Source organism: Pseudomonas sp. FSL R10-0056, from assembly GCF_009600105.1.
Lineage (GTDB): Bacteria > Pseudomonadota > Gammaproteobacteria > Pseudomonadales > Pseudomonadaceae > Aquipseudomonas > Aquipseudomonas bubulae.
The window spans coordinates 41,786-54,906 of record NZ_WIWL01000237.1; the positions used below are offsets into that span (position 1 = coordinate 41,786).

Genomic DNA, 13,121 nt, shown 5'->3' on the forward strand with positions numbered 1-13,121 from the left:
AGGTTCCGGCCGCAAACGCTAGCGCACAACGCCTTCTTCGATCAGGAGCTTGAGAATCACCTCGGCTCCCGCTTGAGCACTGAGCCCTTTGTGAACTTGCCCGGAACCCCCAGCCGCCTTGGCGGTAGCTGCTTTCATGCGATCTGCACCACTTTTGGCCCTTATCACCTTCAAGCGCTTGGGCCGTGGTCGGGCAGGTTGCAATACGCCGGTTGTGGATAACTCATCGGCAACGATTTCAACCACTTCGGCACTGACCAGCCCCCTTGTAGCCGGGCCGTAGGCGCTTTGGCGCGCCTTGGGAGCAGCGTTATCCACAGTAACCATAAATGGCAGTCGCACTTGCAGCCTGCGCCGCTGCCCCCGGGGCAAGGCTTGCAGCACCTGGGCCACGCCATTGTGGATAGATTCAATCTGCGCCACGCCTACCAGCAGCGGCCAGCCCAGCTCTTCGGCCAACAGGTACGGCAGCATGCCCGAACCCTCACCGGTTTCGGCCTGGCTGCCGGTGAGTACCAGTTGCACGCCCGCTTCACGGATGTAATCGCGCAACGCTGGCACGGCATCGGCGCCGTCGGGTTGCTCCAGCACATGAAGCTCCTCCAGTCCCATGCCCAGATAGGCGCGCAAGGCCGGTTCATGGGGGTTACCCGCGTGCAGCACATGCAGGCTGTCACCGGCCAGCTCCAGGCCCAGTTCGACAGCACGGGCGTCCTGTTCGGCGCGACGGGCGCGGCCTGAAGCAGGATGGGCGCCGATTGAAACCAGTGCAACGGTGGCGATGGTCATTTGCAAATCTCCAGACTGAACTCAATCCTGTGGGAGCGGGCTTGCTCGCGATGGAATCACTGCGGTGTATCGGCTGACCGGGTCGCCCGAGTCGCGGGCAAGCCCACTCCCACAGAGGTTGCGCTGCGCCAGTTATCCACAGCCTCGATCAGTGCCTCAAGCACCGCCGCACCGTCACCAATCACCGACACATCCGCGCGTTTGACCATGTCGCAGCCAGGGTCAAGGTTGATCGCCACCACCTTGTCACAGGCACCAATCCCTTGCAGATGCTGGATCGCCCCGCTGATCCCGACCGCCACATACACCCGCGCCGTGACCCATACCCCGCTGGCCCCCACCTGACGCTCGCGACCCATAAAGCCATCGTCCACCGCCACCCGTGATGCACCTTCGGTGGCGCCAAGGGCAGTGGCAGCCCTGTGGAAAAGTCCCCAGTCCTTGATCCCGTTACCACCGCTGAGGATAAATTCGGCTTCAGCCATGGGAATCGCAGCAGGGTCAACTTCAACCGCGCCCAGATCCTCAATACGCGGCAAACAGCTGGCAGCTGCTGTGGATAACTGCACCTCCAGCGCTTCATGCCGGGTTTCACTGACCGGCTCTGCACACTCGGCCGCTGCCAGAATCAACCGCCGCAACGGCTGGACGACATCTTGCTGACCTGCCCCGGCACGGCCGATGCAAACGCCATCCTTGAGTTGCCAGACCCGCGTGGCCGGGCGTTCTCCCAGGCTGGCGGCAAAGCGCCGGCCCAATTCACCGCCACCACTGCGGCTGTCAGGCAATAGCCAGTGGCGTGGCGTGAACTGGTTATCCACAGCCCGTAAACCCAGCACCTGGTGCTCCGGTGCATAACCTTCACTGTCGAGCATCAACAGCCGATCAACCCCGGCCGTGGCAAAGGCGGTCTCCCTGGACTCGCCGAATACCACCGCCAGCACCGCTCCGTCGCTGCCCGCCAATTGGTGGGCCAGCCCCAGCAGATCGCGGTCGTGGCTGCTCAGGCGGCCCCCGACCATATCCGGCACCACGGCGATATAAAACGCCGGGGCCGCGACCTGATGCAGCGGTAATTGCACCTCGACGCTGGCCGCGCGCCTGCTGGTCCCGCCCTGCTGCACGCCGCTGCGGTCTATGCGCTTGATGCCGTTGGGGCCGATAAAACCCGCACCATGGACATTTTTGCGCACTACGCCATTGGGCCCCATCCAGCTCTGCTGCACGGGTTGCATGGCCGCGTGCAACGGATGCAGACGGTTACGGGCGATCCACTCGGCCCGTGGGTCGCGGCGGATAATGTCACTCATGCGATCACCTCCGATTCTGGCCGTCGGACAGGTTTGGCCACGACGTCTTCAATCAGCGCATCGGCCACCAGTTCGGCAATGTCCTTGATTTGCGGACGGGGTTCGACCACCCCTTCGAGCATCGCCGTGCATTGCGGGCAACCCACCGCCACACGCTCGGCGCCCGTCTCACGGATATCGTCCATGCGCATGTCGGGGATCCTCTGCTTGCCGGGGATGTCGGTAATCGGCGCGCCGCCACCGCCACCACAGCAACGGGAACGAAAGCCCGAACGCTGCATCTCCTTGACCTCGATGCCCAAGGCGCGCAGTACCGCACGCGGCGCCTCGTATTCGCCGTTATAGCGGCCCAGGTAGCAGGGGTCGTGATAGGTCACGCTGCCGCCCGCATCCGCGGCAAGATTGAGCAGGCCGGCATCGATCAACTCGGCCATATAAGTGCTGTGATGTTGCACAAGGTAGTCGCCGCCAAAGGCGCCGTATTCGTTTTTCAGCACATGAAAACTGTGCGGATCGCAGGTGACGATGCGCTGGAAGCTGTACTGCGCCAGGGTCTGGATATTGCGCTTAGCCAGCGCCTGAAAGGTCGCTTCATCCCCCAGACGCCGGGCCACGTCGCCACTGTCGCGCTCTTCCAGGCCCAACACGGCAAAGTTGACCCGGGCGGCCTTGAGCACTTTGACAAAGGCACGCAAGGTGCGCTGGTTACGCATGTCGAAAGCCCCGTCACCGACCCAGAACAACACGTCCACGGCGGGCTTGTCGCGCATCAGGTCGAGGTTCAGGTCCGCTGCCCAGTTCATCCGCCCGCCGGGGGCAAAACCGCCGGGGTTATCGGTGGCGATCAGGTTGTCCAGCACCTGCGCGCCATTGTTCGGTGTCGCACCTTTTTCCAGGGTCAGGAAACGGCGCATATCGACGATGGCGTCCACATGCTCGATCATCATCGGGCACTCTTCAACGCAGGCGCGGCAAGTGGTGCAGGACCACAGCGTGTCGGCATCGACCAGCCCGTTGACGATCGGCTGATGCGGGTTGCCGCCATGCTCACCAATAGGTTTGCCGGGATAGGGACTGCCAGCAAAGTGAGCATCGGTGCCGCCCGCGAGGCCGACCACCATGTCCTGAATCAGTTTCTTTGGATTGAGCGGCTGGCCGGCGGCGAAAGCCGGGCAGGCGGCTTCGCATTTGCCGCATTGCACGCAGGCGTCAAACCCCAGCAATTGGTTCCAGGTGAAATCCTTGGGTTTTTCCACGCCCAGGGGCGCACTGCGATCGTTTAAATCCAGCGGTTTTAGCCCTGTTGAACGGCCGCCGCCAAAGCGCTCGGCGCGGCGGTGCCAGGCCAGATGCAATGCGCCCGCGAAGGCGTGCTTCATCGGCCCGCCCCAGGTCATGCCGAAAAATAATTCCGACACACCCCACGCCACGCCCACGCTTAAAACCGCCGCCAGCATCCAACCGCCGAAGCCTTCGGGCAACAGCCCTGCAACCGGCAAGGTGAGGATGAAAAAACTGGCGGAAAACACCAGCAAGCTTTTCGGCAGGCGCATCCACGGGCCTTTGGACAGGCGCGAGGGTGGGTTCAGGCGACGCTTGAACACGAACAGCGCGCCCACAAACATCAGCGCCGTGGCCAACAGCAAGGCATAGCCGAGGATGCGGTTATGCAGGCCCAGGCCATGCACCAGGATCGCCAGCACGGCCGCCAGCACAAAGCCGCCAGCAGTGGCGACGTGGGTGTTGGCCATGTATTTGTCGCGGGCGACCACGTGGTGCAGATCGACCATGTAGCGCCGGGGCATGGCCAGCAGCCCGCCAAGCAGATCGACCTTGGCCGGGCGACCACGGCGCCACATGTTCATGCGCCGAATGGCGCCCGCAATCGCCAGGACGAGGGCGGCGAACAGCAGGATGGGAAGAACGATATTGAGCATGGTGAAGCTCCCAAAGACCACGCAGGTCTGATGTGAGAGCGGGCTTGCTCGCGATTCAGGCGACGCGGTGCATCAGCACCACCGCGTGATCGTTTATCGCGAGCAAGCCCGCCCCCACATTGGTTCGGTGTCGGGTCAAAAATCCTTGCACAACCGCAGCGCGTCATAGATCGCTGCATGCACGTTGCGCTGGGCCACACAGTCACCGATACGAAACAGCAGGTAGCCGTCCCCCGCCTCGCTCAAGCACGGTTGCGGCTTGATCGCGAACAGCGCTTCGACGTCGATCTGGCCCTTGTTGCGCGAATCCGGCTTGAGCCCGTAATACAGCTCTTCATCCGGTCGCACACCGTTTTCGATGATTACCTGATCGACCACCCGCTCCTCTTTGACACCGGTGTATTCGTTCTCCAGCACAGCAATCACCTTGTCACCCTCGCGGTAGACCTTCTCCAGCATCATGTCGCCGGTCATGACCACTTCCTTGGGATACAGGCTGCGGTAATACGTGGGGAATGACGTGCCGCCAATGGCCACACCGGGCTTGGTGTCGTCGGTCACGATCTCGACCTGCGCTCCCTTGTCCGCCGCAAAATCGGCCACCGACATACCGGTAAATTCGCAAATGGTGTCGTACACCAGCACGTTTTTGCCGGGCGCCACTTTGCCGTCGAGTACATCCCAGCTGCTGACCACCAGCCCTTCGGCCGCGCCCCAGTGTTCGTTCTGCTCTACAAACGGGTGCCCGCCCACCGCCAGCACCACAATGTCCGGACGCAAGTCCATAATCGTCGCCGCATCCGCTGCGGTGCCCAGGCGCAGGTCAACTTTCAGGCGCGCCAGTTCCAGTTGAAACCAGCGGGTGATGCCTGCCATCTGGTCACGCTGAGGCGCTTTGGAGGCGGTGGTGATCTGCCCGCCGATGGCGTCCTTTTTCTCGAACAGGGTCACGTCATGACCGCGCTCGGCAGCTACCCGTGCCGCCTCCATCCCTGCTGGCCCGGCGCCGACAATCACCACCTTGCGTTTGGCCCCGGTGGATTTTTCGATGATATGCGGCACGCCCATATATTCCCGGGAGGTGGCCGCGTTCTGGATGCACAGCACGTCCAGCCCCTGGTACTGACGGTCAATGCAGTAGTTGGCACCCACGCATTGTTTAATCTGGTCGACCTGGCCCATCTTGATCTTGGCGATCAGGTGCGGATCGGCGATATGGGCACGGGTCATGCCCACCATGTCGACATAACCCCCTTCCAGAATCCGCGTGGCCTGGTTCGGATCCTTGATGTTCTGCGCATGCAGCACCGGGGCCTTGACCACTTCCTTGATCCCGGCGGCCAGGTGCAAAAACGGCTCCGGCGGAAAGCTCATATTGGGGATTACGTTGGCCAGGGTGTTATGGGTGTCACAGCCCGAGCCGACCACGCCGATAAAGTCGAGCATGCCGGTGTCGTCGTAGTACTTGGCAATTTGTTTCATGTCCTCATGGCTCAGGCCATCAGGGTGAAATTCATCCCCGCACAGGCGGATGCCCACGCAGAAATCCGGGCCGACTTCAGCGCGCACGGCCTTGAGCACTTCGAGGCCGAAACGCATGCGGTTTTCAAAACTGCCGCCCCATTCATCCGTGCGTTTGTTGACACGCGGGCTCCAGAACTGGTCAATCATGTGCTGGTGCACCGCCGACAGCTCAACCCCGTCCAGTCCACCGGCTTTGGCCCGGCCTGCGGCACTGGCGTAGTTACCGATGATCCGCCTGATTTCTTCAGGCTCGATGGTTTTGCATGTGGCCCGGTGCACCGGCTCACGTACACCGGAAGGTGACATCAGGGTCGGCCAGTTGAAGCCGTCCCAGCGCGAGCGGCGGCCCATGTGGGTAATCTGGATCATGATCTTGGCGCCATGCTTGTGCATGGCATCGGCCAGGTTCTGGAAGTGCGGGATAATGCGGTCAGTGCTCAGGTTGACCGAACTCCACCACTCTTGCGGACTGTCGATGGCCACCACCGAAGAGCCGCCGCAAATCGCCAGGCCGATACCGCCCTTGGCCTTTTCTTCGTAGTACTGCACATAACGCTCGGTGGTCATGCCGCCATCGGTGGCATACACCTCGGCATGGGCGGTGCTCAGCACACGGTTGCGGATGGTCAGCTTGCCGATTTGAATCGGCTCAAACATTGCTTCGAACGCCATATCACGATCCTCGACTTACAACGGCTTGACGATAAACAGGCCGTGGTCGTGGCCTTCTTCCGATCCGCTATAAAGCTGTTCTGCCACGGTGCGGATGTTGCTGCCACGGGCGTGCAGAATCTGGTCCATGGCGCCGGCAAACCAGCCGGTGAACATGTAGTCGACCTTGCGCCCGACCTTGCCGTACACGTACACAAAGCAGGAGTGTTCCAGCTTGATGGTGGCAGTGCCTTTGTCGAGATCGATGTCCTGGATCTTGAACAGGCCCCAGCCGCGCTGGGACAGGCGTTTCATGTAGTGTTCGAACACCGCGACGCCTTCGATGCCGTGGCATTCGGCTTCTTTTTCGCACCAGTGCCAGGCGGATTTGTAGCCGGCCTTGTAAAGAATGTCGGCGTAGGTATCAGCGCCAAGGACTTCTTCAATGCCCATGTGGTTGTTGACGAAAAAGTGGCGCGGCACATAGAGCATCGGCAAAGCGTCGGAAGTCCAGACGCCGGTTTCGCTGTCGACTTCGATGGGTAATTGCGGGGCGATTTTGGCCATGGGTAGCGCTCCAAAAGATGATGAAGTCCCGTGCAGCTGTCGAAGGCTGCGTTCGAGCGCGAAGCGGTCGCAAAACCGCTCACTGCGCCCTGACAGGAAAAATGTGCAATATGGGTTTACGACTGCTTCGCAGCCGGACGCAGCCTTCGGCAGCTGCTACGCAACAAATACGGTGCAGTTACTCGCCCCAGACATCCTTGAGCACGTTGACCCAGTTCTCGCCCATGATCTTGCGCACCACGCGCTCGTTGTGGCCGCGCTTGAGCAGGGTTTCGGTCAGGTTGGGGAACTCGCCCACGGTGCGGATGCCCAGCGGGTTGATGATCTTGCCGAAGCTGGTCAGGCGGCGGGCGTAGCCCTTGTCGTGGGTCAGCATTTCGAAAAAGTCCTGACCGTGGCCCTGGGTAAAGTCAGTGCCGATACCGATCGAATCTTCGCCGACAATATTCATGGTGTATTCGATCGCTTCGGCGTAGTCGTCGATGGTCGAATCAATACCCTTGGCCAGAAACGGCGCGAACATGGTCACCCCGACAAAACCGCCATGGTCGGCAATGAACTTGAGCTCGGCGTCGGATTTGTTGCGTGGATGTTCCTTGAGGCCGGAAGGCAGGCAGTGGGAATAGCAGACCGGTTTTTTCGATTCCAGGATCACCTCTTCCGAGGTTTTCGAACCCACGTGGGACAGGTCGCACATGATCCCGACACGGTTCATTTCAGCCACTACTTCACGGCCAAACCCCGAGAGCCCGCCATCGCGTTCATAGCAGCCGGTGCCCACCAGGTTCTGGGTGTTGTAGCACATCTGCACCACGCCAACGCCGAGCTGCTTGAAGATCTCGATATAGCCCAGCTGGTCTTCAAAGGCATGGGCATTCTGGAAGCCGAAGATGATCCCGGTCTTGCCCTGTTCCTTGGCGCGACGGATATCGGCAGTGGTCTTGACCGCAAGCACCAGGTCGCTGTTGTCGCGGATCAGGGTCTGGCTGGCGACGATGTTGTTGATCGTGGCCTGGAAGCCCTCCCATACCGACACAGTGCAGTTGGCCGCCGTGAGGCCGCCCTTGCGCATGTCTTCAAACAGTTCGCGGTTCCATTTGGCAATGATCAGCCCGTCGATAACGATACTGTCTGCGTGCAACTCGGTTGGGCTCATCAGGCGTCCCCTTATTGGCGTTTGCTGCGCCGAATCGTCTGCCGGCGCTATTGGGGCCAGCATAGGCCCGGGGTCAAAACCAGCCGGGTGCAAAAGCGACAGCGCAATTGCCGAAAGCGTCAACACGCGACAAAGCCGCCGACAGCAATGTCATGAGCTATCTGTTCTTTGGCTCACGCATAAGCCAGAATCGGCCCCAACTATGGATTAGGAAGCGGCAATGAAATCGATTCTCCTGGCCTTGGCATTGTTCACCGGCGGCGCTCATGCAGCTGAAAATGCCGACTACAACCCGTGCGACGCGGTAGAAAACGACCGCCAAACCCTGGCGTGCTCGGTGTTCAGCAAGAATGCTGCCGAACAATTGCTGAACGAAAACTACGAAGCCCTGCAGGAACGCATGACTTCGCTGTACGGCAGTAACGCGACGCAACTCAATAACATCCTGAGCAAGATAAAGACCGCCCAGGCCCTGTGGTTGCACCAGCGCGACGCCGATTGCGCAATTGCCGTGTTCCCCGCCACCGCCGGCACCGAAGCGTTCAACATCGCCCAGAACGATTGCATGGCGCGTATCAGCGATGACCGTTCAGAGTTTCTGGAATCGATCGGGCAGGACTGATCTTCATATTGAATAAACCAGGGTTTTTATGACTATTTGCGGTATCGAGATCAAAGGCAGCGAAGCCATTTTTGCAATGGCAGCCCAAGGCGCCAATGGCCTTGAACACAGGGCCAATGCCACCAAGAAAATCGCCCTGGACGACGATGACGAGAGCGTCAACGTCAAAGCCTTCGCCATGCAAATAGCGGCCTTTGTGAAAGCCAACGGCATCACCCGCATTGCAATCAAGAAGCGCAGCAAAAAGGGTGAATTTGCCGGTGGCCCGACTACCTTCAAGATCGAGGGCATCATCCAGTTGCTGGACGATTGCGAGGTGCAGTTGCTGTCGCCACAGACCCTCAATGCGCAATACAAGAAACACGCCTTCGACTTGCCCGCCTCGCTGAACAAGTATCAGCATGAGGCCTACAAGGCGGCGTGTGCGGCGTTGCTCAAGGGTTAGTAGCGGCAACCCGATCCTGCCTCGGCGCACAGGTAAACCGCGCCCGGTAGCTGCGGGTGAAATACGACGGTGACTCAAAGCCGCAGGCAATGCTGATGTCCAGCACGCTCATGTCGGTCTGACGCAGCAGTTGCCGGGCCTTTTCCAGGCGCAGGCCCAGATAGAAGTTGCGCGGGGTGTCGTTCAGGTGCAAACGGAACAGACGCTCCAGCTGGCGCCGCGTAACGTTGATGCCAAGCGCCAGTTGCGCAGTGCTCAGTGGCGGCTCGCTGTGCTGTTCCATCTCGCCAATCACCTGCACCAATTTCTTGTTATGAATGCCATAACGGCTGGCGACCTGCATGCGCTGGTGGTCTTTGCGCTGACGGATACGGCCAAGCACGAATTGCTCGGACACCTGAATCGCCAACTCAGGCCCATAAGCCTGGGCTATCAGGTCGAGCATCAGGTCGATGGAGGCTGTGCCGCCCGCACAGGTGATGCGCTGGCGGTCAATCTCAAACAGCTCTTGAGTCACATGCAGCCTGGGGTATGACTCCTTGAACGCTTCCAGCGCCTCCCAATGCAAGGTCAGGCGATAGCCGTCGAGCAAACCTGCCTGCGCCAGTACCACGCTACCCGTGTCGATGCCACCCAAGGTGACGCCGTCGTTGTCCAGCCGACGCAGCCACTGAATCAGCGCCGGGGTCACGTGGGTCAGCGGATCAAAGCCGGCCACCACCAACAACGTCGCCTCGGCTTCAAGTGCCTCAAACCCGCCTTCGGCATTGACCGACATACCGTTGCTCGCCAACACGGCGCCACCCCCGCAACTGAGCACATGCCAGCGGTACAGCTCACCGCGAAAACGGTTGGCCACCCGCAGCGGCTCGATGGCCGAAATAAAGCCCATTGAGGAAAAGCCGGGCAGCAGAAGGAAGTAGAAATCCTGGGCCATAGGGGGCGCTCTCACGTCGGTTCAGCGGATTGAACCACAGTCAGGTCGCTGCAGTGCAAATCCACGTCGCCCCAGTGCGGTTGCGCAGCACGCCGCCTGCGTACCTTGGTATCACGGTGCACAAAGACGCCGATCCCCCAATAACAACCTGCCGAGGCCCTCCCCATGAAACGACTGATCAGCTGTTGCCTGCTGGTACTGAGCCCCTACGCGTTGGCGGCTGAAGATGCTTCGTGCAAGAACGTACGCATGGGCGTGGTCAATTGGACCGATGTAATCGCCACCAGCGCCATGGCGCAAACCCTGCTCGACGGTCTGGGCTATAAAACCAAACAGACCAGTGCCTCACAGCAAATTATTTTCGCCGGCCTGCGTGACAAGCGGCTGGACATGTTTCTGGGTTACTGGAACCCGATCATGAACCAGAGCATTACCCCGTTTGTGGACGCCAAACAGGTCACGGTACTGGCCGAACCGAGCCTTAAAGACGCCAAGGCCATGCTTGCCGTTCCAACCTATATGGCTGACAAGGGGCTCAAAAGCTTTGCTGACATTGCCACATTCGAGAAAGAACTGGGCGGCAGGATTTACGGGATCGAACCGGGCTCCGGCGCCAATACCCAGATCAAGGCCATGATCGAGAAAAACCAGTTTGGCCTGGGCAAGTTCCAGTTGGTGGAGTCCAGTGAAGCCGGCATGCTCTCGGCGGTGACCCGCGCAGTAAAACGCAATGAGCCGATTGTGTTCTTCGGCTGGACCCCACACCCGATGAATATTAATCAGGACATGACCTACCTGACGGGCAGTGAAGATGCCCTTGGCCCCGATGAAGGCCGGGCCACGGTGTGGACGGTCACTGCCCCGGACTACGCCAGCCGCTGCCCGAACGTCAGCCGTTTGCTCAGCAACCTGACCTTCAGCGCCGAAGACGAGAGCCGCATGATGCAGCCGCTGCTTGATCACAAGGATGCTCAAGCCTCAGCCCGGCAGTGGCTCAAGGACCACCCGCAAGACCAGCAGCGCTGGCTTGAAGGGGTGACCACGGTAGACGGCAAACCCGCTGCCGGGAACCTGAAACTCAGCGCTAAATAATTCAACACCGAGCCCGCCCTGCGCAGCCTGCAATGGCTGCGGTGTGGCGCTCTACGCCCCAAGGAAATGCCCCATGAACCACGACGTCATCATCACCTGCGCACTCACCGGTGCCGGCGACACCAGCGGCCGCAGCCCTTTGGTACCGGTCACCCCCAAGCAAATTGCCGAAGCTGCCGTGGAAGCGGCCAAGGCCGGAGCCACAGTGGTGCATTGCCATGTACGCGACCCGAAAACCGGGCAGTTCAGCCGCGATGTAGCGCTGTACCGCGAACTGATGGAGCGCATCCGCGAGGCGGACATCGACATCATCGTCAACCTCACGGCCGGGATGGGGGGGGACTTGCATATCGGCCCGGGTGAGAACCCGATGGAGTTTGGTCCCAACACCGACCTGGTCGGCCCGCTGACCCGTCTGGCTCACGTCGAGGAGCTGTTGCCGGAAATTTGCACCCTGGACTGCGGCACCCTGAACTTTGGCGACGGCGACACGATTTACGTGTCCACCCCGGCACAGCTGCGAGCGGGCGCCAAGCGCATCCAGGAACTTGGCGTTAAAGCCGAACTGGAAATTTTCGACACCGGCCATTTGTGGTTCGCCAAACAGATGATCAAGGAAGGCCTGCTGGATGACCCGCTGTTTCAACTATGCCTGGGTATCCCGTGGGGCGCTCCGGCAGACACCACCAGCATGAAAGCCATGGTCGACAATTTGCCGCCTGATGCGGTGTGGGCCGGTTTCGGCATTGGTCGCATGCAAATGCCGATGGCCGCGCAGGCGGTGCTGCTGGGCGGCAACGTGCGGGTCGGGCTTGAGGACAATTTATGGCTGGACCGAGGAGTGCTGGCCACCAACGGGCAACTGGTGGAGCGCGCCACAGAGATCCTCAGCCGCCTGGGTGCACGGGTGCTGAGCCCGGCAGAAGGCCGGGTGAAGATGGGCCTTAAAAAACGCCGCTAAGCAACTACGCAGCAGCATTGCCTGTGGGAGCGAGCCTGCTCGCGAAGGTCGTCAACGATAACGCCTGTTGACTGAGTTATCGCGGTGCCCTTGGGGCCTTCGCGAGCAGGCTCGCTCCCACGCACTCTCATTATTGTTATCCAGGAGCACGCCATGACCTTTATCACCGAGATTAAAACCTTCGCCGCCCTGGGCAGCGGTGTCATTGGCAGCGGCTGGGTTGCTCGCGCCCTCGCCTACGGCCTGGACGTGGTGGCCTGGGACCCGGGCCCCGGTGCCGAAGCGGCCCTGCGCAAACGCGTCGCCAAAGCCTGGCCCGCACTGGAAAAAAGCGGCCTTGCTGAAGGCGCATCCCAACACCGGCTGCGGTTTGTCAGCACCATTGATGAATGCGTGCGCGATGCCGATTTCATTCAGGAAAGCGCCCCGGAGCGACTCGACCTGAAGCTTGAACTGCACAGCAAAATCAGCGCCGCCGCCAAACCCGATGCATTGATCGGCTCCAGCACCTCGGGCCTGCTGCCCAGCGAATTTTATGAAACCTCCACACACCCCGAGCGCTGCATTGTCGGGCACCCGTTCAACCCGGTTTACCTGTTGCCATTGGTCGAGGTGGTGGGCGGGCAAAAAACCGCTCCCGAGGCCATTCAGGCGGCAATCAAGGTTTATCAATCCCTGGGCATGCGCCCCCTGCATGTGCGCAAGGAAGTGCCCGGGTTTATTGCCGACCGTCTGCTCGAAGCCTTGTGGCGCGAGGCGCTGCACCTGGTCAATGACGGGGTGGCCAGCACCGGTGAAATTGACGACGCCATTCGCTTTGGCGCAGGGTTGCGCTGGTCGTTCATGGGTACCTTTTTGACCTACACCCTGGCCGGTGGCGATGCCGGAATGCGACATTTCATGAACCAGTTCGGCCCGGCGCTGCAACTGCCGTGGACGTATTTGCCCGCTCCGGAACTGAGCGAAAAACTGATCGACGATGTGGTGGAAGGCACCACTGAACAACTCGGCCAGCACAGCATTGCCGCGCTGGAAAGCTATCGGGATGACTGCCTGCTGGCGGTGATGGAAGCGGTGAACGCAACCAGACTCAAACATGGCATGACCATCAACGACTGATCGAACCGCGA

The 13,121-nt window shown here is 60.6% G+C and carries 12 protein-coding genes; 5 read left to right on the top strand and 7 right to left on the bottom strand.

The features are described 5' to 3' along the window. Positions 1-18: 18 nt before the first annotated feature. From GHO42_RS24120 to GHO42_RS24145, 6 genes are all read right to left on the bottom strand, one after another. A complete protein-coding gene (locus tag GHO42_RS24120; protein ID WP_095025286.1) occupies positions 19-789 on the bottom strand; it encodes an electron transfer flavoprotein subunit beta in 771 nt (256 codons plus the stop codon). Positions 790-845: 56 nt separating this feature from the next. Beyond that, a complete protein-coding gene (locus GHO42_RS24125) occupies positions 846-2,099 on the bottom strand; it encodes an electron transfer flavoprotein subunit alpha/FixB family protein (protein WP_153326874.1) in 1,254 nt (417 codons plus the stop codon). After that, entirely contained in the window at positions 2,096-4,036 is a 1,941-nt protein-coding gene (gene dgcB / locus GHO42_RS24130) for a dimethylglycine demethylation protein DgcB (RefSeq protein ID WP_153326876.1), read from the bottom strand. Before dgcB ends, GHO42_RS24125 begins: the two co-directional genes overlap by 4 nt. Before the next feature lie 135 nt (positions 4,037-4,171). Continuing rightward, the gene (gene dgcA / locus GHO42_RS24135) at positions 4,172-6,232 is read right to left on the bottom strand and encodes a dimethylglycine demethylation protein DgcA (RefSeq protein ID WP_095023221.1); all 2,061 of its coding nucleotides are present in this window, start codon (positions 6,230-6,232) and stop codon (positions 4,172-4,174) included. Between the two features lie 15 nt (positions 6,233-6,247). Continuing rightward, on the bottom strand, positions 6,248-6,778 hold the full coding sequence (locus tag GHO42_RS24140; RefSeq protein WP_153326878.1) for a 4-vinyl reductase: 531 nt from the start codon (positions 6,776-6,778) through the stop codon (positions 6,248-6,250). A 178-nt stretch (positions 6,779-6,956) separates the two neighbouring features. Continuing rightward, positions 6,957-7,934, bottom strand: coding sequence for a dipeptidase (locus GHO42_RS24145; RefSeq protein ID WP_094999824.1), 978 nt, complete (start codon positions 7,932-7,934; stop codon positions 6,957-6,959). A 220-nt stretch (positions 7,935-8,154) separates the two neighbouring features. On the opposite strand from GHO42_RS24145, the gene GHO42_RS24150 reads away from it, so the two are divergent. Continuing rightward, entirely contained in the window at positions 8,155-8,556 is a 402-nt protein-coding gene (locus GHO42_RS24150; RefSeq protein WP_153326881.1) for a lysozyme inhibitor LprI family protein, read from the top strand. 28 nt (positions 8,557-8,584) lie between these two features. Beyond that, the gene (locus tag GHO42_RS24155) at positions 8,585-9,001 is read left to right on the top strand and encodes a DUF3010 family protein (RefSeq protein WP_094999822.1); all 417 of its coding nucleotides are present in this window, start codon (positions 8,585-8,587) and stop codon (positions 8,999-9,001) included. Here the strand turns inward: GHO42_RS24155 and GHO42_RS24160 are convergent. Next, the gene (locus GHO42_RS24160) at positions 8,991-9,938 is read right to left on the bottom strand and encodes a GlxA family transcriptional regulator (RefSeq protein WP_153326883.1); all 948 of its coding nucleotides are present in this window, start codon (positions 9,936-9,938) and stop codon (positions 8,991-8,993) included. The two genes, GHO42_RS24155 and GHO42_RS24160, sit on opposite strands and share 11 nt — an antisense overlap. 165 nt (positions 9,939-10,103) lie before the next feature. Here GHO42_RS24160 and choX point away from each other — a divergent pair, with 165 nt between their 5' ends. The 3 genes from choX to GHO42_RS24175 all read left to right on the top strand — a co-directional run bounded on the left by choX (position 10,104) and on the right by GHO42_RS24175 (position 13,110). Continuing rightward, positions 10,104-11,030: a choline ABC transporter substrate-binding protein gene (choX, locus tag GHO42_RS24165; RefSeq protein ID WP_094999820.1), complete on the top strand. Its 927-nt coding sequence runs from the start codon at positions 10,104-10,106 to the stop codon at positions 11,028-11,030. A 73-nt stretch (positions 11,031-11,103) separates the two neighbouring features. Continuing rightward, positions 11,104-11,991 (top strand): 3-keto-5-aminohexanoate cleavage protein, encoded by an 888-nt coding sequence (locus tag GHO42_RS24170; protein ID WP_153326885.1) that lies wholly within the window; start codon positions 11,104-11,106, stop codon positions 11,989-11,991. A gap of 153 nt (positions 11,992-12,144) precedes the next feature. Further along, entirely contained in the window at positions 12,145-13,110 is a 966-nt protein-coding gene (locus GHO42_RS24175; RefSeq protein WP_153326887.1) for an L-carnitine dehydrogenase, read from the top strand. Positions 13,111-13,121 lie beyond the last annotated feature (11 nt).